25 protein-coding genes and 2 pseudogenes are annotated in these 22664 nt (G+C 73.2%); 13 read left to right on the top strand and 14 right to left on the bottom strand.

Annotated elements, in window-relative coordinates:
- Window positions 1–10 precede the first annotated feature (10 nt).
- From ACFYOV_RS26280 to ACFYOV_RS26250, 7 genes and pseudogenes are all read right to left on the bottom strand, one after another.
- Complete coding sequence (locus ACFYOV_RS26280; RefSeq protein WP_389091392.1) at window positions 11–733, bottom strand: FadR/GntR family transcriptional regulator; 723 nt, start codon at window positions 731–733, stop codon at window positions 11–13.
- Between the two features lie 59 nt (window positions 734–792).
- Window positions 793–1167: a fluoride efflux transporter CrcB gene (gene crcB / locus ACFYOV_RS26275; RefSeq protein WP_389091391.1), complete on the bottom strand. Its 375-nt coding sequence runs from the start codon at window positions 1165–1167 to the stop codon at window positions 793–795.
- Window positions 1164–1595 (bottom strand): DUF190 domain-containing protein, encoded by a 432-nt coding sequence (locus tag ACFYOV_RS26270; RefSeq protein WP_389091389.1) that lies wholly within the window; start codon window positions 1593–1595, stop codon window positions 1164–1166. The genes crcB (ACFYOV_RS26275) and ACFYOV_RS26270 overlap by 4 nt, the downstream gene beginning before the upstream one ends.
- Entirely contained in the window at window positions 1592–2035 is a 444-nt protein-coding gene (gene crcB, locus ACFYOV_RS26265; RefSeq protein WP_389091388.1) for a fluoride efflux transporter CrcB, read from the bottom strand. Before crcB (ACFYOV_RS26265) ends, ACFYOV_RS26270 begins: the two co-directional genes overlap by 4 nt.
- Before the next feature lie 208 nt (window positions 2036–2243).
- Entirely contained in the window at window positions 2244–2501 is a 258-nt protein-coding gene (locus tag ACFYOV_RS26260; RefSeq protein WP_389091386.1) for an ArsR/SmtB family transcription factor, read from the bottom strand.
- A gap of 182 nt (window positions 2502–2683) precedes the next feature.
- Window positions 2684–2933 (bottom strand): annotated as a pseudogene (locus ACFYOV_RS26255) (glycosyl hydrolase 53 family protein); the annotation flags it as partial.
- Window positions 2934–2938: 5 nt separating this feature from the next.
- A complete protein-coding gene (locus ACFYOV_RS26250; RefSeq protein ID WP_389091384.1) occupies window positions 2939–3172 on the bottom strand; it encodes a hypothetical protein in 234 nt (77 codons plus the stop codon).
- On the opposite strand from ACFYOV_RS26250, the pseudogene ACFYOV_RS26245 reads away from it, so the two are divergent.
- The 3 genes and pseudogenes from ACFYOV_RS26245 to ACFYOV_RS26235 form a co-directional block, all read left to right on the top strand.
- Window positions 3078–4087 (top strand): annotated as a pseudogene (locus ACFYOV_RS26245) (LacI family DNA-binding transcriptional regulator); the annotation flags it as partial. The gene ACFYOV_RS26250 and the pseudogene ACFYOV_RS26245 sit on opposite strands and share 95 nt — an antisense overlap.
- Window positions 4088–4226: 139 nt before the next feature.
- Window positions 4227–4577 (top strand): VOC family protein, encoded by a 351-nt coding sequence (locus tag ACFYOV_RS26240; RefSeq protein WP_389091382.1) that lies wholly within the window; start codon window positions 4227–4229, stop codon window positions 4575–4577.
- 87 nt (window positions 4578–4664) lie between these two features.
- Complete coding sequence (locus ACFYOV_RS26235; RefSeq protein ID WP_389091380.1) at window positions 4665–5054, top strand: MarR family winged helix-turn-helix transcriptional regulator; 390 nt, start codon at window positions 4665–4667, stop codon at window positions 5052–5054.
- 16 nt (window positions 5055–5070) lie between these two features.
- Here ACFYOV_RS26235 and ACFYOV_RS26230 read toward each other — a convergent pair whose 3' ends face one another.
- On the bottom strand, window positions 5071–5475 hold the full coding sequence (locus ACFYOV_RS26230; protein ID WP_389091377.1) for an SseB family protein: 405 nt from the start codon (window positions 5473–5475) through the stop codon (window positions 5071–5073).
- 452 nt (window positions 5476–5927) lie between these two features.
- Between ACFYOV_RS26230 and ACFYOV_RS26225 the strand changes: the two genes are divergently transcribed.
- Window positions 5928–7373 (top strand): glyceraldehyde-3-phosphate dehydrogenase, encoded by a 1446-nt coding sequence (locus ACFYOV_RS26225; RefSeq protein ID WP_389091375.1) that lies wholly within the window; start codon window positions 5928–5930, stop codon window positions 7371–7373.
- 102 nt (window positions 7374–7475) lie between these two features.
- Here ACFYOV_RS26225 and ACFYOV_RS26220 read toward each other — a convergent pair whose 3' ends face one another.
- Window positions 7476–7898: a (2Fe-2S) ferredoxin domain-containing protein gene (locus ACFYOV_RS26220; RefSeq protein WP_389091372.1), complete on the bottom strand. Its 423-nt coding sequence runs from the start codon at window positions 7896–7898 to the stop codon at window positions 7476–7478.
- A gap of 152 nt (window positions 7899–8050) precedes the next feature.
- On the opposite strand from ACFYOV_RS26220, the gene ACFYOV_RS26215 reads away from it, so the two are divergent.
- Complete coding sequence (locus tag ACFYOV_RS26215) at window positions 8051–9019, top strand: hypothetical protein (protein ID WP_389091370.1); 969 nt, start codon at window positions 8051–8053, stop codon at window positions 9017–9019.
- A gap of 64 nt (window positions 9020–9083) precedes the next feature.
- Here ACFYOV_RS26215 and ACFYOV_RS26210 read toward each other — a convergent pair whose 3' ends face one another.
- The gene (locus ACFYOV_RS26210) at window positions 9084–10754 is read right to left on the bottom strand and encodes an FAD-dependent oxidoreductase (RefSeq protein WP_389091368.1); all 1671 of its coding nucleotides are present in this window, start codon (window positions 10752–10754) and stop codon (window positions 9084–9086) included.
- 268 nt (window positions 10755–11022) lie between these two features.
- Here ACFYOV_RS26210 and ACFYOV_RS26205 point away from each other — a divergent pair, with 268 nt between their 5' ends.
- The 7 genes from ACFYOV_RS26205 (at window position 11023) to ACFYOV_RS26175 (ending at window position 16333) form a co-directional block, all read left to right on the top strand.
- Window positions 11023–12147 (top strand): SchA/CurD-like domain-containing protein, encoded by a 1125-nt coding sequence (locus ACFYOV_RS26205; protein ID WP_389091366.1) that lies wholly within the window; start codon window positions 11023–11025, stop codon window positions 12145–12147.
- 68 nt (window positions 12148–12215) lie between these two features.
- Entirely contained in the window at window positions 12216–12683 is a 468-nt protein-coding gene (locus ACFYOV_RS26200; RefSeq protein WP_389091364.1) for a cupin domain-containing protein, read from the top strand.
- Window positions 12680–13948 carry a beta-ketoacyl-[acyl-carrier-protein] synthase family protein gene (locus ACFYOV_RS26195; RefSeq protein WP_389091362.1) on the top strand — a complete coding sequence of 423 codons (1269 nt, stop codon included), beginning with the start codon at window positions 12680–12682 and terminating at the stop codon, window positions 13946–13948. The genes ACFYOV_RS26200 and ACFYOV_RS26195 overlap by 4 nt, the downstream gene beginning before the upstream one ends.
- On the top strand, window positions 13945–15192 hold the full coding sequence (locus ACFYOV_RS26190; protein ID WP_389091359.1) for a ketosynthase chain-length factor: 1248 nt from the start codon (window positions 13945–13947) through the stop codon (window positions 15190–15192). The genes ACFYOV_RS26195 and ACFYOV_RS26190 overlap by 4 nt, the downstream gene beginning before the upstream one ends.
- A 27-nt stretch (window positions 15193–15219) precedes the next feature.
- Complete coding sequence (locus ACFYOV_RS26185; RefSeq protein WP_389091357.1) at window positions 15220–15480, top strand: acyl carrier protein; 261 nt, start codon at window positions 15220–15222, stop codon at window positions 15478–15480.
- Window position 15481: 1 nt separating this feature from the next.
- Window positions 15482–15964 (top strand): SRPBCC family protein, encoded by a 483-nt coding sequence (locus ACFYOV_RS26180; protein ID WP_389091354.1) that lies wholly within the window; start codon window positions 15482–15484, stop codon window positions 15962–15964.
- Between the two features lie 33 nt (window positions 15965–15997).
- On the top strand, window positions 15998–16333 hold the full coding sequence (locus tag ACFYOV_RS26175; protein ID WP_389091352.1) for a TcmI family type II polyketide cyclase: 336 nt from the start codon (window positions 15998–16000) through the stop codon (window positions 16331–16333).
- A 97-nt stretch (window positions 16334–16430) separates the two neighbouring features.
- Here the strand turns inward: ACFYOV_RS26175 and ACFYOV_RS26170 are convergent, their stop codons facing one another.
- Both ACFYOV_RS26170 and ACFYOV_RS26165 read right to left on the bottom strand, forming a co-directional pair.
- A complete protein-coding gene (locus ACFYOV_RS26170; RefSeq protein ID WP_389091351.1) occupies window positions 16431–17462 on the bottom strand; it encodes a methyltransferase in 1032 nt (343 codons plus the stop codon).
- 48 nt (window positions 17463–17510) lie between these two features.
- Entirely contained in the window at window positions 17511–18587 is a 1077-nt protein-coding gene (locus ACFYOV_RS26165; protein ID WP_389091349.1) for a nitrous oxide reductase family maturation protein NosD, read from the bottom strand.
- Window positions 18588–18736: 149 nt separating this feature from the next.
- Between ACFYOV_RS26165 and ACFYOV_RS26160 the strand changes: the two genes are divergently transcribed.
- The gene (locus tag ACFYOV_RS26160) at window positions 18737–19666 is read left to right on the top strand and encodes a dihydrodipicolinate synthase family protein (RefSeq protein ID WP_389091346.1); all 930 of its coding nucleotides are present in this window, start codon (window positions 18737–18739) and stop codon (window positions 19664–19666) included.
- A 932-nt stretch (window positions 19667–20598) separates the two neighbouring features.
- Here the strand turns inward: ACFYOV_RS26160 and ACFYOV_RS26155 are convergent.
- Together ACFYOV_RS26155 and ACFYOV_RS26150 are read right to left on the bottom strand one after the other, a co-directional pair.
- Window positions 20599–21396 carry an HAD family hydrolase gene (locus tag ACFYOV_RS26155; protein WP_389091345.1) on the bottom strand — a complete coding sequence of 266 codons (798 nt, stop codon included), beginning with the start codon at window positions 21394–21396 and terminating at the stop codon, window positions 20599–20601.
- A complete protein-coding gene (locus tag ACFYOV_RS26150) occupies window positions 21386–22648 on the bottom strand; it encodes an acyl-CoA dehydrogenase family protein (protein WP_389091342.1) in 1263 nt (420 codons plus the stop codon). Before ACFYOV_RS26150 ends, ACFYOV_RS26155 begins: the two co-directional genes overlap by 11 nt.
- Window positions 22649–22664 lie beyond the last annotated feature (16 nt).

Below are 22664 nucleotides of genomic sequence, written 5' to 3'. Positions count from 1 at the left end.
ACTGCCTGGTTCACTCGGATCGGGTGGTCGGGGCCGGGCGCGCGGAGCGCACGATGTCGGTGAGGGTCGTCTCGACGCGGTCGAGATGGTGCGTCATGGCCCGCACCGCGTCCTGCTCGCTGCCGTCCGTCAGCGCCTCGACGATGGCGCGGTGCTCGCGGTCCGACTGCTCACGACGGCCGCCGAGCTCGTTGAGGAAGGCCGACTGGCGGGCCAGCGCGTCCCTGATCTCCTCGATGACCCGGCGGAACACCGGGTTCTGGGCGGCCTCGGCCACGGCGAGGTGGAAGACGGTGTCCATCGCGACCCAGGCGGTGGTGTCGCTCTCCCGTTCCATCCGGTCGAGCAGGTGGGTCAGCTGGTCGAGGTCGTCCGGGGTACGGCGCAGCGCGGCGTATCCGGCGACCGGGATCTCGATGTGGCGCCGGACCTCCATCAGGTCGCCGGCCGCGTAGTCGCCGAACGTGGGCTCCTGCACGCCGTCCGCCACGACGAAGGTGCCCTTGCCGGTCCTGGACACGGTCAGGCCCATGGTCTGGAGGGCGCGCAGCGCCTCGCGCAGGACGGGCCGGGAGACCTCCAAGGTGCGACACAGCTCCGCCTCGGAGGGCAGCTTGTCGCCGATCGCGTACTCGCCGCGTTCGATGGCGCCGCGGAGGTGGGAGAGCACCGCCTCCATGGCGCTGACGCGCCGGGGCGCCGTCCCACCTGTCTGGCTGTCTGACAGGTCCACACGGGTGATGGTCGGGTGGGGACACGGGCGCTGTCAAGCCCGGCGGCCGGGCCGGGCGCCTAGGACCACAGCGCGTGCCCCAGCGCCGCCCCGGCGAAGGCCGCCACGAGCCCGGCGGCCACGCTCCCGGCGACGTTGAGCAGGGCGTACCCGCGCGCCCCGGTCTCGGCCAGGCGCAGCGTCTCGTAGGAGAAGGTCGAGTACGTGGTCAGGGCCCCGCACAGGCCGGTGCCCAGCAGCAGCAGGAGGCGTGAGTCGGCGGCCCCGGACGCCGCCGCGCCGGTGAGGAGGCCGAGGACGAGACTGCCGATGGCGTTCACGACGAAGGTGCCCCACGGGAACACGGAGTCGTGCCGGGACTGCACCGCGCGGTCGGTCAGATAGCGCAGCGGAGCACCGGCCATGGCACCGGCGACGACCAGCAGCCAGTTCACCGCCTGTCCGCCCCTCCCGTCCCCTTCGCCGTACCGCCGTTCTCCGTGCCGCCGTTCTCCCTGCCGCCGTTCTCCCTGCCGCTCGTCTCCGCGTCACCGGTGGTGAACCGGACCACCTCGCAGCGGTCCAGGGTCACCAGTCCCTCGGCGACCAGCCCGTCGAGCTGCGGCAGGAAGGCGCGCACGCGCTCCTCGGTGTCGACGATCACCACGGCCACGGGCAGGTCCTCGCTCAGGGACAGCAGGCGCGACGTGTGCACGACGGACGACGCGCCGAAGCCCTCGATGCCCCGGAACACACTGGCGCCCGCCAGACCGGCCGCGTGGGCGCGGTGGACGATCTCCGAGTAGAGGGGCCTGTGGTGCCAGGTGTCGTTCTCACCGACGAACACGGTCAGGCGCAGGGAGCCGCCGGTCTGCCATGTCATGCCCAGCTCCTTCCGAGGGCACGGCGGGTCGCGGATGCGGTCGCCCACACGGCGGCCAGCGCCGCGAGCGGGGTGATGACCAGGTAGGTCAGTCCGGTCCCGACGTGACGGCCGTCGAGCAGTGCCCGGACGTCGACGGCATACGTCGAGAACGTGGTGAATCCGCCGAGGACACCGGTGCCGAGGAAGGGGCGCACCAGGGGGTGGACGGGTCGCAGCTCGGTGACGGTCACCATGAGGACGCCGATCACCGCGCAGCCGGTGACGTTGACCCACAGGGTCGTCCAGGGAAAGGCGCCCGGCGCTGTCGGCCACCCCAGCGAGGCGGCGTAGCGGGCGGCGGCCCCCACTCCCCCGCCGAGCGACACCGCCGCGACGACGGGCACCCGGGCGCGCCGGGCGGGGCGGGCGCGGAGGGGCCGGGAGTGCGAGGCTGTCATGGTGGTGCGTCTCCTACTCGCCGAGCGGCCCGGACGGGGGGGCACGCGCCGTCACGAATAGGGACCGTCGGCGGCACGGATGCCGCGGTTCGGGTACGGCGGGCCCCACCGCCGCGCCGCGGGGCGTGCCCGCGGCCGGGCAACAGGGTAGCGCCGGGAGCGGGAGGGGTCACTTCGGGGGCCCGCCGGGGCTGCCCGCCCCGTGCCGTCACCAGCCCTTTTCGAACAGCTCCGCCACCTCGGCGATGCGCCTGTCGTCGCGCCGGTGGTACACCTGCCCGGCGCGGCGGTCGGTGCTCACCACGCCGAGCGCCGTCAGCAGCCGGAGGTGGGCCAGGGCGACCGGCAGCGACAGGCCGAAGCGAGCGGCCACGGCGTCCGCGGTGACGCCGGTCGCGGCGGGGCCGGGTTCCGCGAGCCAGTGCAGGATGTGCAGCCGTGTCCTGTCGACGGGAGTCCTCGGCATGGCGTCCACCTCCGTCCCGGGCCGCTCGCTCCGGGCCCCTTCACTGTCCCGCAGCCCGAACGGCCTGTCCCGCGCATCGGCACGCTTGTCCGGGAGCCGACGGGCGGGGTCCGGCCGCCGTGTGGTGCGGCCGGACCCAGCGGGCTCACCTGTGACGGAACACCGCGCCGTCGACGCCGGCGCGCCCGGTCGTCGTAGCCGAACAGGGCCTGGTTCCAGCCGTTGCCCGAGCCGGGGCCGGCCGGTCCCAGCCGTTGCCCGAGCCGGGGCCGGCCGGTCCCAGCCGTTGCCGGCGACGGCGGTCCAGGTCGCCTCCCAGTGGAAGACGCCCGGGCCCCGCCCGTTCGGGACGGCCTCGACGATGCCGGCCACGTCGTTCATCCACCGGGTCCGGGGCAGCCGCCGGGGAACGGCCCCGGCGGCTGCGGCCGGGCGGTTCAGCCGTCGAGCTCACGACCCGGACGGTGCCCGCCGGGACGGGGAGGCGGCCCGCGGCCCGTTCTCCGGTGAGCAGTTCGGTGCCGGGGGGAGTCCAGCGGCACCTTGGCGTCGCCGTCGGTGTGGTCGATCACGACCATGAGCAACACCGGGGGCAGGCGCAGACCGCCGACGATCCACGACGTGGCGCGCGAGGCCGGTGTCTCGCGCGGCACGGTCTCGCGGGTGCTCAACGGGGGTCACTATGTGAGCCCGGCGGCGGCCGAGGCGGTCAACGCCGCGATCCGCAAGACCGGTTACGTCGTCAACCCGCACGCCCGCTCGCTGATCACCGGCCGTTCGGACTCGGTGGGCTTCCTGCTGACCGAGCCCCAGGAGCGGTTCTTCGAGGACCCCAACTTCAACGTGCTGCTGCGAGGTTGCACGCAGGCGCTGGCCCAGCACGACATACCGCTGCTGCTGATGCTGGCCGGCACCGAGGACGAGAGGACGAAAGGCGGGGCCTCACGCAGTACATAACCGCCGGGCACGTCGACGGGGTGCTGCTGTTCTCCAGCTCCGGCATTCCCGTGGCCGAGGAGGTGCGGTGTGCCGCTGGTGGCGTGCAAGCCGATCGGGCTGGGCGCGAGGGTGAGCTACGTGGCCGCGGACGACCGGGACGGCGCCCGCGACATGTGCGCCACCTGCTGTCCCTGGGGGGCCGGCGGATCGGTGTGGTCACCGGCCCGCTCGACACCCCGGGCGGTGTGGAGCGTCTCGCCGGATACGAGGAGGTGCTCACCGAGGCGGGGGTCGACGAGCGGCTCATCGTCTCCGGCGACTACAGCCGGGCGAGCGGCGAGGCGGGCGGCGAGCGGCTGCTGGCCCGGGCACCGGACATGGACGCCGTGTTCGTGGCGTCGGACCTGATGGCCCAGGGCGTGCTGGCGGCACTGCACCGCGCGGGACGCCGGGTGCCCGAGGACGTGGCGGTCGGCGGCTTCGACGGCTCCCCCGCCGCAGTGGCCGCCGGCCCCGCGTTCACCACCGTCCGCCAGCCGTGGGACCGCATCAGCACGGAGATGGTGCGGGTGTTGCTGGCGCAGATCGGCGGCGAGGACCCGGCCGCGGTGGTGCTGCCGACGGAGCTGGTCAAGCGGGAGTCGACCCAGGGGCGTCCCCGGGATCCGGCGGTGCGCCGGACGGCCGAGCCGGTCAGGATCGAAGAAGCCGGACCGTCCTCCGCCGCCCTAGCGTGGCAGGACCGGCGCACTCGGGCGCCGGACCACCTCCCCGAGGAGTCGTGTCATGAACGACGGCCTGAAGACCATCATCTACCCCGTCAAGGACCTGGACCGGACCAAGCCGCTGTTCCGGGCCCTGCTGGGCGTGGAGCCGTACGCCGACGAGCCCTACTACGTCGGCTTCCGCACCGCCGGGCAGGACGTCGGGCTCGACCCCAACGGCCACGCCAAGGGCATGACCGGGCCGGTGCCCTACTGGACCGTGACCGACATCGGGGCGACGCTCGAGGACCTGGTGCGGGCGGGCGCGCAGACGGTGCACGACGTGCAGGACGTCGGCGGCGGAAAGCTCATCGCCTTCGTCAGGGACGCGGACGGCAACCTGATCGGCCTGACCCAGGACCCGCCCGCCTGACCTGCGGCGACGAGACCCGGCAGGGCGGCATCGACGCAGCGTTCCTTGTCCGTTCATTGAACATCGAACGGGTGTTACCGTTCGATTATGGGAGCGAAGACGGCCGACGCGCGGCTGGAAGAACGGTGGCGGGACATCCTGGCGGCACACGCGCGCACCCTGTGCGAGATCGACCGGGCGCTGCACCCGCACGGGCTCGGCGCCTCGGACTTCGAGGTGCTGGACCTGCTCGCCACGGCCACGCCCGAGGAGGGCGACAAGTGCCGGGTGCAGAACCTGGTGGGCCGGGTCCACCTCAGCCAGAGCGCACTGTCCCGGCTGATCGCCCGGCTGGAGAAGGACGGCCTGGTGGAGCGCCGGATGTGCGAGGAGGACCGGCGCGGGGTGTACGTCGCGCTGACGCAGAAGGGCCGTGACCTGCACGCCCAGGTGCTCCCGCTGCAGCGCGCGGCGTTGGCCCGCACGCTGGGCGAGTAGACGCGGCTCGGCCCGCTCAGGGCCGGGCGAGCAGGGTGCGCACCCCCTCCGAGGTGAGCGTCAGGCGGTGCTCGGAGCTGCCGTCGATGGTGAGCGACAGGTCGTCGGCCGGCCACTGGGCGGCGAGGGCGCCGAGCGGGACCAGCCGGTACCGGGAGACGAACGGCAGCAGCCCGGCCATCTCCAGTTCGGACGTGAACACGGGCACGACGTGGGCGCCGCCCGGCTGCTCCAGCACCGGCAGCGCCACCGCGCCGGGGTCGGCGGCCTCCTCGTCACCCGCGTCGTCGGGCACGGGGATCAGGACGTCGCTGTGGGCGAGGGCGTCCAGTGCCGCCGCGTCCTCCGTGTTCTCGGCGAGGACGTCCAGGGCCCGCTGGGCGGGCGTGCGGCCGTTGTTCTCGTGCGCAGGTGTTTCCATGGCAGATTCCCTGGTAGCGGCGGTCGTACGGCCACCCGGGACAGGACCCGCCCCGGGCACGGTGCTGCACGCGTACCCGGTCGCGCGGTGCGCAATCCCGCGGGACGGCCGACGGGCTCCCGGTGTCCGGCGCCGCCGGGTCCCGCCGCCCGGCACCTCGTCGACCGTGATCACCCCTGCGTGAGCGCGGCCCGGTGCGCGACGACGGGCCGGTGGCGGCCGTGAGGGTGGGCGGGCTGCGGCGGCCGCGTCCCCGTGGCGGCATCCGTGCGGCCGAATCGGCGCCGGCCCGCCCTCCCCGGACAGCTTCCTCGCCGGGCCCGACGGAGCGCCCGCGTCCCTGGTTTAACGGTGTCCGGGCGGCGCTCCGACGGCCGGGGGGAGACCCCCTCCGAGCCCCGGTGAACGCATGGTTATCATATGAGCGCCGTCTAGCTCGAAAGATAATTCCTGTGACTGTCAACGAAGACTCGTTCACCAACTGGAAGCACCGCGAGGAGATCGCGGAATCGATGATCCCGATCATCGGGAAGCTGCACCGCGAGCGGGACGTCACCGTCCTGCTGCACAGCCGCTCCTTGGTGAACAAGTCGGTGGTCAGCATTCTCAAGACCCACCGCTTCGCCCGGCAGATCGCCGGCGAGGAGCTGTCGGTCACCGAGACGCTGCCTTTCCTGCAGGCGCTCACCACGCTCGATCTCGGCCCGTCCCAGATCGACATCGGCATGCTCGCCGCTACCTACCGGGCCGACGACCGGGGCCTGTCGGTCGCGGAGTTCACCGCCGAGGCCGTCGCCGGGGCCACCGGCGCGAACAAGATCGACCGTCGTGAGCCGCGCGACGTCGTGCTCTACGGTTTCGGCCGCATCGGCCGTCTGCTCGCCCGCCTGCTCATCGAGAAGTCCGGCTCCGGCAACGGCCTGCGGCTGCGCGCCGTCGTGGTCCGCCAGGGCGGGGAGCAGGACATCGTCAAGCGGGCCTCGCTGCTGCGCCGCGACTCCGTGCACGGCCAGTTCCAGGGCACCATCACGGTCGACGAGGCGAACAGCACGATCGTCGCCAACGGCAACACCATCAAGGTGATCTACGCCGGCGACCCGACCGAGATCGACTACACGGCGTACGGCATCAAGAACGCCATCCTCATCGACAACACCGGCAAGTGGCGCGACCGCGAGGGTCTCTCGCAGCACCTGCGCCCCGGCATCGACAAGGTCGTGCTGACCGCGCCCGGCAAGGGCGACGTGCCCAACATCGTGCACGGCGTCAACCACGACACCCTCAAGCCGGACGAGAACATCCTGTCCTGCGCGTCCTGCACCACCAACGCGATCGTGCCGCCGCTGAAGGCGATGGCCGACGAGTACGGTGTGCTGCGCGGTCACGTCGAGACGGTCCACTCGTTCACCAACGACCAGAACCTGCTGGACAACTACCACAAGTCGGACCGGCGTGGCCGTTCGGCGCCGCTCAACATGGTGATCACCGAGACCGGTGCGGCGTCGGCCGTCGCCAAGGCGCTGCCCGACCTGAAGGCGACCATCACCGGCAGCTCGATCCGCGTGCCGGTGCCGGACGTCTCGATCGCCATCCTCAACCTCCAGCTCGGCCGCGCCACCGACCGCCAGGAGGTCCTGGACTACCTGCGCAAGGTGTCCCTGACCTCGCCGCTGAAGCGCCAGATCGACTTCATCAGCGCGCCCGACGCCGTCTCCAGCGACTTCATCGGCTCGCGCCACGCGTCGATCGTCGACGCCGGCGCGCTGAAGGTCGAGGGCGACAACGCGATCCTCTACCTGTGGTACGACAACGAGTTCGGCTACTCCTGCCAGGTCGTCCGCGTCGTCCAGCACGTCTCCGGGGTGGAGTACCCGACGTACCCGGCTCCGGCGGTCTGATCCGGACGGGCACGATCCCACCGGGGTCGAACCGCGGGGCGGGGCCGGGCGGTCGTCCGGCCCCGCCCCGGCCCGTCGGCGGGCGGGACCGCCCCGGTGGGGTCAGCCCGGCGGGCGGGACGAGCCCCGCCGAGGACGCGGGGTGAGCGCGTACAGGTCGAGGATCGCGGGCCGTTCGGCGACGCCCGGGCCGCCCGCCCGCACCCAGGCGACGATGTCCTCGGTCGCGTCGGGGTCGTTGACCAGCCCGAACCACGTCGGTCTGCCGCCGGCGGCGCGTCCCGCGGCGGAGGGCTGGACCACGAACACGTTCGCCTGGTCGCACACGTCCAGGCAGCCGGAGACGCGCACCGGAACCTGTTCGCCGAGCCGCGCGAGCTGCGCCGCGTGATCCACACCGCTCACCTTGGGGCTGCCGCAACAGCAGTCCCGGCAGACCACGACCCGGCAGGGCACGGGACCGCCCACGGCCGGGGAGACCTCCTGCGCATCGTCCGTCGCCGTGCCGACCGGTGATCCGGGCATGCCCTGCCGTCCTCCTCCCCCGGGGAATCGGCCCCGGACGTCGTTGCGGAGCCGATCATCGCACGGGCCCCTTACAGCGGGCGCAAGGGGCAGATCGGTAACGATCGTCCGTCATGGGTTGCCGTGGAGCGTTCAGTTCCTAGTCTTCGGGCATGCCCCTTTTCAGCGGTCGTACCACCAGGCGTTCCCGTGTCGTCCCCGCCCTCGACGACGCCGATCTGACAAGGGTCCTGCGCCAGTTGAGCAGGCGTGGGGTGGGCGGCCGGGCCCTGGAGGTGGCGCAGGTCTCCACCCTGCTGGAGGAGACCGGGGAGAACTGGGACCGCCGCAGCCACCGGGTGTCGGTCCTGGCCGAGGCGACCGCCGACACGGAGATCGCCTCCTCGTGGCTCGCCAGACAGCCGCAGGACGCCGACGCGTTGGTGTTCCACTCCTGGGTCGCCCTGGTGCGCGGTCTGCGCCACCGGCGTCTCGACGACGCCGCGCGGCTGGTGTCCCAGTGCCACCGTGCCGCCGAACTGAGGCCCGCGGACCCGCTGCCCTGGGTGGTCCTGCTCGGCATGGCACGGATCGAGCGCTACGCCCAGAACGACGTCAACGCCCTCTGGCGGGAGGCCACCGCGCGGGACCGCTGGCACCGCGAGGCCTACCTCCAGATGCTCGCCCATCTGTCGCCCGAGGAGGGCGGTTCGAGCGCTTCCGTCCTCGATTTCATCGACGTGGTGCGCACCCGCATCCCGGCGAACGCGCCGTGCGCCGCGATCGAGGTGACCGCCGCCGTACGGCAGTACCAGGGGCTGCTCGCCCAGGGCGGTGTGCGGGCCATGACGGCCGGTCAGCTGTGGCAGAGCGGGCAGCTCGCCGCTGCGCTGGAACAGGCCGCCTCGCTCTGGGCGAAGCCCGGCTTCTTCCAGCACGCGGGCACGCTCGCCGACCTCAACGTCCTGGCCTACGCGCTCTGCGCGGCCGGACGCGCCGCCGACGCGCACGATGTGTTCCAGGCACTCCAGGGCACGGTCACGCCCTGGCCGTGGAACGTCGACGGGGATCCGGTCCAGCGGTTCGAGCAGCACCGGGACAAGGCGGAACGGGGACGGCTCGGCAGCGCCGGCCGGGCGTGACCGCGCGCCCTGCGCCGGCACTGCCGCACCCCGGCCGACTCCGGTCGGCTCCCGTCGGCTCCCGTCAGCTCCGGTCGAGGATCGCCCCGACCGCTTCCCGCAGCGCCGGGACCGGGTCCGCCTCGGCCCCTTCGCAGCGCCAGGCGACGAAACCGTCGGGGCGGACCAGGACCGCGCCCTCCGTGGTGACGCCGTGCGCCGCCGCCCAGTCCGCGCCGTCCTCGGGGACCAGGTCCGCATCGGGGCCCTCGCCGATCCGGTAGGCGTCGATCGGTACGGCCAGGTCCACCGCCACCTTCGACGCCGCCGTGTACCAGGCGCGGGCGCCCACCGCGGAGCACAGGAGCACCAGGGACCGTTCGTACAGGTCGAGGGTGGAGATGCGGGTGCCGGCACGTTCCAGCCACAGGTGGGGTGCCCGGCTGCCGGGCTCGCCGTTCAGCACCACGCCGTCGGGGACGACCGGTGTCGCCGGGTCGGCGCCCAGGACCGCGCCGCGCGGATAGCGGTAGGCCAGCGCCACGTTGAGGATGCCGCCCTTCCTGCCACCGGGGCCGCCCGGGCCCCCGGCCATGCCCTCCGCGGGGGTGTACCCGGGGTGGCTGTGCTCGACCGACCGTGAGGAGGCGCGGGCGCTGGTCGCCTCGGCCACCGGCCGGCGCTCGGCGTCGTAGGTGGACAGCAGGCCGGGTCCGGCCCATCCCTCCAGCACGGCGGCCAGTTTCCAGGCGAGGTTGTGGGCGTCCTGGATGCCGGTGTTCGAGCCGAACGCCCCGGTGGGCGACATCTCGTGGGCCGAGTCACCGGCGAGGAACACCCGGCCGTCGGCGTACCGTTCGGCGACCCGCTCCGCGGCGTGCCAGGCGGCCCGGCCGGTGATCGTCACGTCGAGGTCCGGCACCCCGACCGCACGCCGGATGTGGGCGACGCACCGCTCGTCGGTGAACTCCTCGAGCGTCTCGCCGTGTTCGGGGTGCCAGGGGGCGTGGAAGACCCACTGCTCGCGGTTGTCGACGGGCAGCAGGGCGCCGTCGGCGTCCGGGTCGGTGAGGTAGCAGACGATGAACCGCCGGTCCCCGACCACCGAGGCGAGGTCGCGCGAGGTGAAGGTGACGCTCACGTTGTGGAACAGGTCGCCGGGGCCGTTCTGTCCGATGCCGAGCCGCTCGCGGACGGGGCTGCGCGGGCCGTCCGCGGCGACCAGGTAGTCCGCCCGGATCGTGGTGTGCTCGCCCGTCTCCCGGTTCTTCACCCGGGCCGTCACACCGTCGGCGTCCTGGTCGAACGACATCATCTCGGTCGAGAAACGCAGGTCCCCGCCGAGCTCCCGGGCGCCGGTCAGGAGGACCGGTTCGAGGTCGTTCTGGCTGCACAGGCACCAGGAACTGGGGCTGAACCGGGCGAGCCCGCCACCGGGGTCGATCTCCCGGAACAGCCACTCGCCGGCGTCGTCGGCCAGGGTCGGGGTCTGCAGGATGCCGTGGTTGCCGGCCAGCACGGAGGCGGCCTCGACGATGCGCCGCTCGACACCGGCCGTACGGAACAGCTCCATGGTGCGCACGTTGTTGCCGCGTCCGCGGGGATGGATCGACGTGCCCGCGTGGCGTTCCACGAGCGTGTGCGGCACGCCGAGGCGGCCCAGGAACAGCGACATGGACAGGCCCACCAGCGAGCCGCCGACGACGAGGACGGGGGTACGGTGCCCGACCTCGTCGGCCTCTTGCGATCGGTTCATTGCCAACGCCTCCAGCGTCGCCCGCGACGGGGCGGGGGGACAGGGATCAACGGGGGCTTCCATTGCACGCCCGGCGCGGTCACCCGCGCGTCCCGGCGGCACCCGGATGGCGTGCGGTTCACCCGCCTGCCCCGCGTCGCTCGCGCACCCCGCCGCCCGCGCCGACGATCGACCCATGGCGACCCCGGCCCTTCGGACACGGCGGTCGTTGCTGACCTTCCGTGAAGGACCTCCGGGCAGGGCCCGGGAAGAAGGAGAGGTGCGCCGGATGACCACGTCGGGACGCATATCGCAGTCGGCGTTCGACGGCTCGAGGCTGCGGGTGATCCTGCTGCTCGACCTGTACGAAGGGGCCCAGCAGGAGTTCCTGGACGCCTACGAGCACATGCGCAACAAGGTCGCGTCCGTCCCCGGTCACATCAGTGACCAGCTCTGCCAGTCCATCGAGAACCCCTCGCAGTGGCTGATCACCAGCGAGTGGGAGAGCGCCCCGCCCTTCCTCGCCTGGGTGAACAGCGAGGAGCACGTCGAGACCGTACGGCCCATGCACAACTGCGTGCGGGACACCCGCTCCATGCGGTACAGCATCATCCGTGAGACCCGGCCGGACCGGCCCCTCACTCCCGAGGAGGCGCGGGCCGGGCTCCAGGCGGCGCCCCGGGTGGGCGACGGCGTGGCACGTCACGCCCTCACCTTCACCGTCAAGCCGGGCTCCGAGTCAAAGGTCGCCGAACTGCTGGCCGGGTACAAGTCGCCCAAGGCCCAGGTCGACGACACCACGCGGCTGCGCCGCACCTCCCTGTTCATGCACGGCAACCGCGTCGTGCGGGCCGTGGAGGTCGAGGGCGACCTGCTGGCGGCCCTGCGCCACGTGGCCCGCCAACCCGAGGTGCGGGCGGTCGAGGAGGCCATCAACCCCTACCTGGAGCAGGACAGGGACCTGACCGACCCCGACTCCGCGCGGGTGTTCTTCACCCGGGCCGCGCTGCCGGCCGTGCACCACGTGGCGTCCGCGCGGCCGGAACCCGCCGGTCTGCGGCGGCACGCGCTGTACTACCCGGCCGTCGAGGGCCGCGGCATGGAGCTGGCCCGGTTCCTCGCCCACCAGGACGAGGCCGCGGCCGACGATCCGGACAACCCGGTGTACGCGAGCACCGTCTTCCAGCGCGACGACATCGTGGTCCGCCTCGTGGACGTCACGGGCGAGCTGGACCTCGATCCCCTCGCCGCCCTCGGCATCAAGGGCGAGGGCAGGGCCGCGGAGCTGGAGCGTCTCCTGGACGGTGCAGCGATCGGCGTCGAGGGCTCCCTGGACTCGGAGCGCACCCTCAACCGGCTCCTGACGCACGCCGACATGATGCCCGTCACCGACCGCAGCGCGGCGGATTCCTGACGGTCGACCGCGGTGACGTCCGCGCCGTGTCCGCGCGGACGTCACCGCCACACCCGGAGGTACCAACCATGTCCAAGCAGCATCCACGCATCGTGGACCTGAGCGAGACAGAACCCAACCGACGGCGCGGAGGTGACCTCAGGACCCTGCTCACGCCGGCCACGGTCGGGTCCACCAGCGGCTTCATGGGCCTGGCCGTCATCGGCCCCGGCGAGCGCATCGGCGAGCACTATCACCCGTACTCCGAGGAGTTCGTGTACGTGGTCAGCGGCGCGCTCGAGGTGGACCTGGACGGCGAGCCGTTCGCGCTCCGGGCCGACCAGGGACTGATGATCCCGATCGACATGCGGCACCGCTTCCGCAACGTCGGTGACGAGGAGGCCCGCATGGTCTTCCACCTGGGACCGCTCGCCCCGCATCCGAGCCTCGGTCACGTCGACACGGAGGAGACCGAAGACGCCCCGCCGGGGCCGCAGTTGACGGTCGGCGGGCCGGAGCACGGCCGGCCGTCCGAGCCCAGTGGGGCCATAAAATGACCCGGCGAGTGGCCGTCACCGGTATCGGTGTGGTCGCTCCCGGCGGCATCGGGGCGACGGCGTTCTGGGACCTGCTGGCCGCCGGACGCACGGCGACCCGCGGCATCACCCTGTTCGACCCGGCGGGCCTGCGCTCGCGCATCGCCGCCGAGTGCGACTTCGACCCCTCCGGGCACGGCCTCGACGAGGACCTGTGCCGGCACGCGGACCGGTACATCCAGTTCGCGGTGGCCGCCGCCGGGGAGGCCGTGCGCGGTGCCGGGCTCGACATGGACGCCGAGGACCCCTGGCGCACCGCGGTCAGCCTGGGCAGCGCGGTCGGCGGCACCACCCGCCTGGAACACGACTACGTGCTGGTCAGCGAGCGCGGACGGCGCTGGGACGTCGACCACGAACGGGCCGACCCGCAGCTGCACCTGGCGTTCTCGCCGAGCACTCTCGCCTCGGTCGTCGCCGAACGGTTCGGCGCCCGGGGCCCGGTGCAGACGGTCTCCACCGGCTGCACCTCCGGGCTGGACGCGGTCGGTTACGCCTTCCACACCATCACCGAGGGCCGGGCCGACGTCTGCATCGCGGGCGCCTCGGACTCGCCGATCTCGCCGATCACGATGGCCTGCTTCGACGCCATCAAGGCGACCTCTCCCAACAACGACGACCCCGAGCACGCCTCCCGGCCCTTCGACGCCCACCGCGACGGTTTCGTGATGGGCGAGGGCGCGGCCGTGCTCGTCCTGGAGGAGTACGAGCACGCGCGGGCCCGGGGCGCGGACATCATCTGCGAGATCAGCGGCTACGCCACCTACGGCAACGCCTACCACATGACCGGTCTGACCAGCGAGGGGCTGGAGATGGCCCGGGCGATCGACACCACGCTCGACCAGGCCCGCATCGACCCCACGCTGATCGACTACGTCAACGCGCACGGCTCGGGCACCCGGCAGAACGACCGGCACGAGACGGCCGCGGTGAAGCGGTCCCTGGGCGCCCACGCGTACGAGACCCCGATGAGCTCCATCAAGTCCATGGTGGGGCACTCGCTCGGCGCGATCGGCGCCATCGAGGTGGTCGCCTGCGTCCTCGCCCTGAAGCACCAGGTCGTGCCGCCGACGGCGAACTACGAGACCCCCGACCCCGAGTGCGACCTGGACTACGTGCCGCGCACGGCCCGCCCGCGGAAGCTGAGGAACGTGCTCTCCGTCGGCAGCGGGTTCGGCGGCTTCCAGTCGGCCGTGCTGCTGAGCGGGCCGGGCGGGAGGACACCATGAACACTGAGCGCCCCCGGCGCGCGGCCATCACCGGCATCGGTGTGGTCGCGCCCAACGGACTGCGGACGGACGCCTACTGGAAGTCCGTCCGCGAGGGCATCACCGTACTGGACCGCATCGGTCGCGAGGGCTGCGGGCACCTTCCGCTCCGCGTGGCGGGTGAGGTAAGGGAGTTCGACGCCTCGGCCCTCATCGAGGAGACGTTCCTCGTCCAGACCGACAGGTTCAGCCACTTCGCGATGGCGGCGGCCGCCCTCGCCGTCGACGACGCCGGGCTCGGCAGCGGTGACCCCGCGGAGCCGTTCTCCATCGGTGTGGTCACCGCCGCCGGATCCGGAGGCGGCGAATTCGGCCAGCGGGAGCTGCAGAAGCTCTGGGGGCAGGGATCCAAGTTCGTAGGTCCCTACCAGTCGATCGCCTGGTTCTACGCCGCGAGCACCGGTCAGATCTCCATCCGTGGCGGTTTCAAGGGGCCCTGCGGTGTGGTCGCGAGCGACGAGGCGGGCGGTCTGGACTCCCTCGCGCACGCGGCCCGGGCGGTGCGGCGCGGCACCGACACGATGATCGTGGGGGCGGCGGAGGCTCCGCTGGCCCCGTACTCGATGGTCTGCCAGCTCGGCTACCCCGAGCTGAGCACGGCGGGTGAACCGGACCGGGCCTACCGGCCGTTCACCGAGGCAGCCTGCGGCTTCGTGCCCGCGGAGGGTGGCGCCGTCCTCGTCGTCGAGGACGAGGACCGGGCCCGCGAGCGGGGCGTGGCGGTTCGCGCCACGGTGGCCGGCCACGCCGCCACGTTCACCGGTGCCTCCCGCTGGGAGGAGTCCCGCGAGGGTCTGGCCCGCGCGATCCGCGGCGCCCTCGACGAGGCGGGCTGCGCGCCCGAGGAGATCGACGTGGTGTTCGCCGACGCCCTGGGCGTCCCCGAGGCGGACCGCGCCGAGGCGCTGGCGATCGCCGACGCCCTCGGAGCGCACGGACGGCGGGTGCCGGTCACCGCGCCGAAGACCGGTATGGGGCGCGCCTACTGCGCGGCGCCGGTGCTGGACACCGTCGCCGCGGTGCTCGCCATGGAACACGGATCGGTGCCCCCCACACCGAACGTGTTCGACATCTGCCACGACCTCGACCTGGTGATGTCGCGCGCTCGCCCCGCCGAGCTGAACACGGCCCTCGTCCTCAGCAGGGGACTGATGGGCTCCAACGCGGCGCTGGTCGTGCGCCGCGGTGGCGAATCCGCCCGGTAGGACCGGGCGGGGAAGGAGCAGACACTCATGATCACCACCGAAGTGACCTTCGACGAACTGGCCGCGCTGATGAAGAAGGCGGCCGGAGTGAGCGTCGACCCCCAGGAGCTGAAGCAGGCGGCGGGCTCCCCCTTCGACTCCTTCGGCCTCGACTCGCTCGGCCTGCTCGGCATCGTCGGCGAGCTGGAGAACCGGTACGGCCGGTCGCTTCCCCCCGACTCCGAGCGCTGCAGGACGCCCCGCGAATTCCTCGACCTCGTCAACACCACCCTCACGGCTGGAGCCTGAAGTGGCAGGACACACCGAGAACGGCATCACCGTCGACGCTCCCTTCGACCTCGTCTGGGAGATGACCAACGACCTGGAGAACTGGCCGAACCTCTTCAGCGAGTACGCCTCCGTCGAGGTGCTCTCCCGCGAGGGTGACACCACGACCTTCCGGCTCACCATGCACCCGGACGAGAACGGCAAGGTGTGGAGCTGGGTCTCGGAGCGCACCCCGGACCGCGAGAAGCGGACGGTGCGCGCGCGCCGCGTCGAGACGGGGCCCTTCGCGTTCATGGACATCCTGTGGGAGTACACCGAGCTCCCGGGCGGTGTGCAGATGCGCTGGACGCAGGACTTCGCGATGAAGCCCGATGCCCCGGTCGACGACGACTGGATGACGGACAACATCAACCGCAATTCACGCACCCAGCTGGCACTGATCCGGGACCGGATCGAGCAGGCCGCCCGGGAACAGGAGGCCGCGTCCGTGGCCTCCTCCCGCTGATCACCGTCCATCACCGTCCAGGAAGGACAGCCGATGCACCACGCCCTGATCGTCGCCCGCATGGCGCCCGGTTCGGCGCCGGCGATCGCCGACGTGTTCGCCGCCTCCGACCGGGGTGAACTCCCCCACCTGGTCGGCGTGCGCCGGCGCAGCCTCTTCCAGTTCGGTGACGACGTGTACCTGCACCTCATCGAGGCCGAGCAGGACCCGGCGCCCGCCATCGCGAAGGTGGCCGGGCACCCCGAGTTCCGGGGCATCAGCGAGCGGCTGGCGGCCTACGTCAGCCCGTACGACCCGGAGACGTGGCGCAGTCCCGCGGACGCCATGGCCCGGTGCTTCTACCGCTGGGACCGGGATGCCGGTTCCTGAGCGGGGATCCCCGGAACAGCCGCACACCCTTCGAGGCCGCCGGTCCCGCGTACGTCGCGGGGCCGGCGGCCTCGGGGTTCGTGCCGACTGACGGGGATCAGCCGGGCACGCTGCACTCGAAGGCGTGCAGGTACGCGTTGACCGGCCGGACCTCGCCGAGGACCAGGCCCGCGTCGGTGAGCCGGTCGGTCATGCTCTGCCGGGTGTGCTTGGCACCGCCGACGTTGAGGAGAAGCAGCAGGTCCATGGCGGTGGTGAACCGCATCGACGGGGTGTCGTCCACCAGGTTCTCGATGGCGACGACCCGGGCCCCGGGCCGCGCCGCCCGGCGGATGTTGGCCAGTGCCCTGCGGGTGCTGTCGTCGTCCCACTCCAGGACGTTCTTGATGATGTACACGTCCGCCTGGACGGGGATGTCCTCGCGGCAGTCACCGGCCACGAGCTTCACGCGGTCGGCGAGCGTGCCCATGCCGCGCAGCCGCGGGTCAGCGTTCTCGACCACGCCCGGCAGGTCGAGCAGCGTGCCGTGCAGGTGCGGGTGCTTCTCCAGCAGGCTGGCGAGGACATGGCCCTGGCCGCCCCCGATGTCCACGACCGAGGACACGTCGTCCAGGTCGAGCAGGCGCGCCACGTCGCGGGCCGACTGCTCGCTGGAGGTGGTCATGGCCCGGTTGAACACCTGGGCGGATTCGGGGGCCTCCTCGTTGAGGTACGCGAAGAACTCCCGCTCGTACACGTCCTCGAAGACGCTGCGACCGGAGCGCACGGCCTCGTCGAGCAGCGGCCAGACGTTCCAGGTCCAGGGTTCGGTGCACCACAGGGCGATGTAGCGCAGGCTGTGCGGGTCGTCCTCGCGCAGCAGCCGGGACATCTCCGTGTGGGAGAAGGTGCCGTCGGGGTTCTCGGCGAAGACGCCCTGGCAGGTCAGGGCGCGCAGCAGCCGGCGCAGGGTGTGCGGCGGTGCCTTCACCACCGCGGCCAGGTCGTCCACCGTCATGGGCGTGTTCTCGTCCAGCGCGTCCGCCACGCCCAGGCGGACGGCCGCGCGTACGGCGGCGGCGCACGCCGCCCCGAAAACGAGCTCCCTCAGCCGCATGGGCGGCGGGGGAGCCGGATCAACGGTCGTCATCCGTGCCTCTTCTTCTGCTGTCGTGCCGTTGGTGGGGGTGGGTGGTGGTCAGCACATTCCGGCGGGCTCGGAGAGCGTGCAGGCGTTGCCGCTGAACGTGTTGCTCTTGGCGGTGTCCCGGTCGGCCAGGTCGGCCGGGCTGTTGCCGGTCACCAGGTTGTCGCGGACGGTGTTGCGCTCGTTGGGGGCGCCGACGAAGCTCTTGAACAGCACGATGCCGCCGGACAGCGGGGAGGCGCCCCGGTTGTCCTCGACCCGGTTGCGGGCCACCAGCGTGTCCTCGGCACCGGTGAGGACGATGCCGGAGCCCTGGAGGAAGGGCAGCCGGGCCGTCTTGGCGCAGTACTTGTTGTTGGCGTGGATGCGGTTGCGGGTCACACTCAGCGCGCCGGCGCGGGGCTTGGACTCGTCGCCCACCACGAACACGGCGGCGCAGTTGCCGGTGGCCTCGTTGCGGTCGACGGAGAGGTTGCGCAGCCGCCGCACGGTGACGCCGATACGGTTGCCGGCCATGCGGTTGTGCCTGATCACCGTCTGCTGGGCGTCCCGGGCGCCTTCCTCGGTGTCGACGGTGTTGGACACGAACAGCCCGGCGTCGCCGTTCTTCTCGACGACGTTGCGGGTGAGCACGCTGCGCACGGAGCGTTCCGAGGCGATGCCCCACTGGCCGTTCTTCTCGGCGTGCACGGCCTGGACGGTCAGCCGGTCGGTACGGGTGGCCCACAGGCCGTTCTTGGCGAAGCCGCGCAGGGTCAGCGAGCGCACGGTGACCCGCTCGACGGGTCGGGCGTCGGTCCCGGCCACGCAGATTCCGTGACCCGCCGCGGCGCAGGCGTCCGTGCTCCTGGCGGCGTTGGCGGCCGGAACCAGGACGGTGCGGTGGGCGCCCGAGCCGCGCAGCGTCACGCGGGAGTCGGTGATGCGGACGCTCTGCTGGTAGGTGCCGGGGGCGAGGGCGACGACGTCCCCGGGCCGAGCGGCGTCGACCGCCTTCTGGATGGACTGACCGGGCTGCACCCGGTGCACGGTGGGTCCGGTGTGCCGGTCGGCCGACGGGGCGGCCCCGAGGCCGGTCGCCACGACGGCGCCGGCGCAGGCGAGGTAGGCGAAGTGTCGTTTGGTCATGGTGCCGAAGCTAAGAGCGGGTGTTGCGGCCCGCCACCGGTGATCGCCCAGGCGGGCTGATGCGTCCGCGGGCAGGACGGCTGACGCCGGGTCGGACGCCAGGGGGCCGGAGCGTTCGCGGCCGCCCCGATGCGGGAAGGGAGTAGCCCATGCCCCTGCCCACGCCCCTGCGCGGCGTCGTCCCCCCGGTCCTCACTCCCCTCACTCCGCACGGCGACGTGGACGTGCTCTCGCTGCGGCGGCTCGTCGAGCACCTGATCGTGGCCGGGGTGCACGGCGTGTTCCTGCTGGGGTCCAGCGGCGAGGCCGTCCATCTCACGGACGCCCAGCGCCGGACCGTGCTGGAGACGGGGGTGGACGCCGTGGCCGGCCGGGTCCCGGTGCTGGCCGGGGTCATCGACACCACCACCCCGCGCGTGCTGGAGCGGGCCGCCGACGCCGTGCGGGCCGGTGCCGACGCGCTGGTCGCGACGGCGCCCTTCTACATGCGCACGCATCCCGCTGAGATCGCCGACCACTTCCGCCGGATCCGCTCGGGCGCGGATCTACCGCTGTTCGCGTACGACATCCCGGTCAGCGTGCACGCCAAGCTGCCGCGGGAGGTGGTGCTCGGCCTGGCCGCCGAGGGCACGCTGGCCGGGCTCAAGGACTCCAGCGGCGACGAGGGCTCACTGCGCCGGCTGCTGCTCGGGCTGCGGGAGCGGGTTCCGGCGTTCACTGTGCTCACCGGTTCCGAACTGACCGTGGACGGCGCCCTGCTGGCGGGCGCCCACGGAGTGGTGCCCGGGCTCGGCAACGTCGACGCCCGGGGGTACGTACGGCTCCACGAGGCCGCGCTCGCCGGGGACTGGGACACCGCCAGGGCCGAACAGGACCGGCTGGCCTCGCTGTTCGCACTGACCGAGGTGGGTGATCCGGGCGTGATGGGCGCCGGTTCCTCCGCGCTCGGCGCCTTCAAGGCCGCGGCCCGGCTGCTCGGCCTCATCGACTGCGCGGCCACCGCCGCGCCGCAGGTGCCGCTGGACGGGGCGGCGGTCTCGCGGGTCGCCGCCCGTCTCGGCGAGGCGGGGCTGCTGTGATCCGTGGCCACTGCGGACCCTGGGATCGCGGGAGCGGAGGTACGGAGCGCCTCCGCCGCCCGTCCACCCTCCGACCGGGCCGTCGGCCGCTGCGACGGCCGCCCGTGCCGCGTCCCCTTCAGGCTGCCGGACGCGGGAACAGCCGGGTGGCCGGCACGCCGTCGTGCGTCGGCGCGGACACGGACCGGGTCGCCGGCGGGGCGCCGCCGGACGGCGGTGTGGGGTTCTGACCGGGCGGCCACCGTTACGTCGTCGGCCTCGGGGCCGTCACCGCCGCCGGAAGCCCACCACCTTCCCGGCCGCGGGCGGCGCGGCCTCGAGGAATCCGGCACCCGGGGGCCATGGCACGGTCATCGGCCCTGCAGCAGCGGTCGTCGGCCTCCCAGGCCGCACCGGGTTCGGCAGTACGTCGCCGTCCGGCAGCCCGGCACGCCGAGCTGCCGGGGAGCGAACCGGCCCGTCCCACGGCCCTGACCGAGGTGCGTGGCGGGCTCCGCCGGATGTCCGCCGTCCGAACGCGGACCAGTTCCCTCGCCGCTCCGTCGCGTCACGATGCCGGCTCCGGCGGTCCCGTGGGCGGGACCGGCGCGGCCCCCGCCCGGCCTGAGCCGACGGCCGAACCCGGACTCGGGTCCGGACCGAGGCCGGGACCGGGACCGAGGCCGGGACCGAAGGGCCGGAACCGGGACCGAGGCCGGGACCGAGGCCGAGACCGGGACCGAGGCCGAGACCGAAGCCGAAGTCCGAGCCCAAGGCCGGGCCCGCGCCCCGTCCGCCGCGCGACCTCGCTCCTCCGCGGCCCTCCCCGTCGCCCTCCGGACCAGCCCTGTGCGTCCGGAACGGCTGACCGTGGCCGGTTGGGCAGCGGCCGGACGGACCGGGGGCGGGCGGCGCAGCCGCCCCGACCCGACCGTCCGCCCGCCGTCCCTTCCTCATCCGTCGGCGGGGCCCACGGCGGCAGGGCGTCGTACCGGTGTGTGGGACCCGTCGGCGGCGACCATCACCGCGTGGCCGACGGCGTGCAGCATGGGCAGGTCGGACGGGTGGTCGCCGTATGCCCAGCAGTCGGCGGGGTCGACGTGCGGATGACGGGCGAGGAGTTGGTCGACCAGGAGGCGTTTGCCCTCGCCGATGGCCGGGGCACCGATCAGTTCACCGGTCAGGACGGGGCCGCAGCGCTCCAGCCGGGCGCCGAGCGCGTACTCCGCCCCGACCGACTCCACGACGGCCCACAGCAGCGGAGGGAAGGAGCCGGAGACCAGGGCGACGGGTGCGCCCTCGGCCTGGTGGCGGCGCAGTGCGGCGAGCGTGGCGGGAATGTAGAAGTCGGCGGACCGGCTGCGCTCTTCGTACCACCGGCGGGCCTCGGCCTCCACCCGGGCCACCGGGCAGCCCCGCCATGCCCGGTGGTAGATGCGGTTCGCCTCCTCGCGCGGCAGGCCGCGGGCCACGCGGCCGGTCAGGTCCGCGAGCAGTTCGGTGGCGCGACGCGCGTCGTCGGGGCCGTGGTGCCGCTCGAAGTAGTGAGGGAGGAACTCCACGGCGCTCTTGCAGCGGATCAGGGTCTCGTCGACGTCGCAGAAGACCAGGGACGGGCGACCGGTGGTCCGGGGGCGGGGGTCGGGCGCGTCCCCGTGCTCGGCGGGCCCGGGCCCGGTGGGAAGGCCGGGCCGGCCGTGCGTGCCACGGGCGGGCGACTGCGTCGCGCGGGCGGGCGTTTCAGTGGACACCGGCAGTCTCCTTGACCTCGGCGTGCAGGGGGGTCTGGCTGATGACCTGTGTCAGCGCGTCCGCCCCGTCCGCACCCGCGTCCGCCGGTGCGAGGTCGGCGAAGACCGAAGCCGCGTACTGGAACGCCGCCGTCTCCCGGCGCAGGGCCTGGTGCGCGGCGAGGACGTGCACGTCCCGCCAGGCACGCTCCAGCGGTCCCGGGCTGCCGCAGGCGGATACACCGGCCTCGCGGAACAGCCGTTCCACCGCGGTGACGAGGAGTTGGGCGGCGGCCGCCGCGACCCGGCGGTTGCGGACCACGTCCCGCTCGGCGCGGGTGCCCGAGTCGGCGCGCAGCGCCGCGTCCCGCAGCAGCAGTTCGGCTGCCTCGATGTCGTCGGCCACCTGGGCCAGCACCAGGTGCAGCCCGGCCCGGTCCCCGTCGGGCCGCGTGCGGGACCGGGTCCGGGCAGCCCAGACGGTCCACTCCCGCAGCGCTCGGCGCGCCGCCCCGAGGGCGGGGGCGCACATCAGCACTCCCGCGCCGAGGTACGCCGGTGCGGTGTGGCAGTGGGCCCGGCCGGGGCCCGGCAGGCCGGCCATGACATCCGTCAGGGCGCAGGTGCGGTGTTCCGGTACGACCACGGGCATCTCCACGAGCGCCGTGTGGCTGCCGGTGCCGCGCATCCCGGTGCTGCACCACGACTGGTGTATCCGCACCGAGGCGGCCGGGACGGCGAACAGCCGGATCCCGGGAGCCGGCAACGGGGGTCCTCCGGCCACCGGGGCGGCCAGTAGCAGCCAGTCGGCGTCCGTGATCCCGCTGACGCACTCCCAGGTACCGCTCAGGAGCCAGCCGTCCGGCAGGGGTGCGGCCGAGCCGGAGGGGCGCAGCCCCGCCGCGATCCGCACATCGGGCGACCGGCCCCACAGCTCACGCTGTCCCTCGGCAGGAAGGTGGGCGGCGTACTTGGCGTGCGTCGCCCACAGGGCCGCGCACCAGGCGGCCGAGGCGCAGCCCTCGCCGACGGCGGCCACCGCGGCGAGCAGCTCGGTGAACGTGCCCTCGGTGCCCTCCCAGGCCCGGGGCACGAAGTGCCGGGCGAATCCCGCCCGGGTGAGGAGGGTGACCGTCTCCCCGGCCAGTCGTCCGGTGGTGTCGGCCGTGGACGCGTGGGCCCCGGCGGACGTCGCGGCGTCCGCGATCCGGCTGTGCGCCTCCGTCATGCTCTCGCCCGCCCCCTGGGCCGAGGCGGTTTGACGCTCATTCACCTGTCACTTCTCCTTT

The organism is Streptomyces sp. NPDC005931 (assembly GCF_042871235.1).
Classification (GTDB): domain Bacteria; phylum Actinomycetota; class Actinomycetes; order Streptomycetales; family Streptomycetaceae; genus Streptomyces.
This window is presented reverse-complemented; position numbering and strand designations above follow the sequence as displayed.

Bases quoted from the DNA above. Each gene is read 5' to 3' on its own strand.
- ACFYOV_RS26270 (WP_389091389.1), bottom strand. From the start codon at position 1,595: ATGACATGGCAGACCGGCGGCTCCCTGCGCCTGACCGTGTTCGTCGGT.
- crcB (WP_389091388.1), bottom strand. From the start codon at position 2,035: ATGACAGCCTCGCACTCCCGGCCCCTCCGCGCCCGCCCCGCCCGGCGC.
- ACFYOV_RS26260 (WP_389091386.1), bottom strand. From the start codon at position 2,501: ATGCCGAGGACTCCCGTCGACAGGACACGGCTGCACATCCTGCACTGG.
- ACFYOV_RS26240 (WP_389091382.1), top strand. From the start codon at position 4,227: ATGAACGACGGCCTGAAGACCATCATCTACCCCGTCAAGGACCTGGAC.
- ACFYOV_RS26235 (WP_389091380.1), top strand. From the start codon at position 4,665: ATGGGAGCGAAGACGGCCGACGCGCGGCTGGAAGAACGGTGGCGGGAC.
- ACFYOV_RS26230 (WP_389091377.1), bottom strand. From the start codon at position 5,475: ATGGAAACACCTGCGCACGAGAACAACGGCCGCACGCCCGCCCAGCGG.
- ACFYOV_RS26220 (WP_389091372.1), bottom strand. From the start codon at position 7,898: ATGCCCGGATCACCGGTCGGCACGGCGACGGACGATGCGCAGGAGGTC.
- ACFYOV_RS26215 (WP_389091370.1), top strand. From the start codon at position 8,051: ATGCCCCTTTTCAGCGGTCGTACCACCAGGCGTTCCCGTGTCGTCCCC.
- ACFYOV_RS26210 (WP_389091368.1), bottom strand. From the start codon at position 10,754: ATGAACCGATCGCAAGAGGCCGACGAGGTCGGGCACCGTACCCCCGTC.
- ACFYOV_RS26205 (WP_389091366.1), top strand. From the start codon at position 11,023: ATGACCACGTCGGGACGCATATCGCAGTCGGCGTTCGACGGCTCGAGG.
- ACFYOV_RS26200 (WP_389091364.1), top strand. From the start codon at position 12,216: ATGTCCAAGCAGCATCCACGCATCGTGGACCTGAGCGAGACAGAACCC.
- ACFYOV_RS26195 (WP_389091362.1), top strand. From the start codon at position 12,680: ATGACCCGGCGAGTGGCCGTCACCGGTATCGGTGTGGTCGCTCCCGGC.
- ACFYOV_RS26190 (WP_389091359.1), top strand. From the start codon at position 13,945: ATGAACACTGAGCGCCCCCGGCGCGCGGCCATCACCGGCATCGGTGTG.
- ACFYOV_RS26185 (WP_389091357.1), top strand. From the start codon at position 15,220: ATGATCACCACCGAAGTGACCTTCGACGAACTGGCCGCGCTGATGAAG.
- ACFYOV_RS26175 (WP_389091352.1), top strand. From the start codon at position 15,998: ATGCACCACGCCCTGATCGTCGCCCGCATGGCGCCCGGTTCGGCGCCG.
- ACFYOV_RS26170 (WP_389091351.1), bottom strand. From the start codon at position 17,462: ATGACGACCGTTGATCCGGCTCCCCCGCCGCCCATGCGGCTGAGGGAG.
- ACFYOV_RS26165 (WP_389091349.1), bottom strand. From the start codon at position 18,587: ATGACCAAACGACACTTCGCCTACCTCGCCTGCGCCGGCGCCGTCGTG.
- ACFYOV_RS26160 (WP_389091346.1), top strand. From the start codon at position 18,737: ATGCCCCTGCCCACGCCCCTGCGCGGCGTCGTCCCCCCGGTCCTCACT.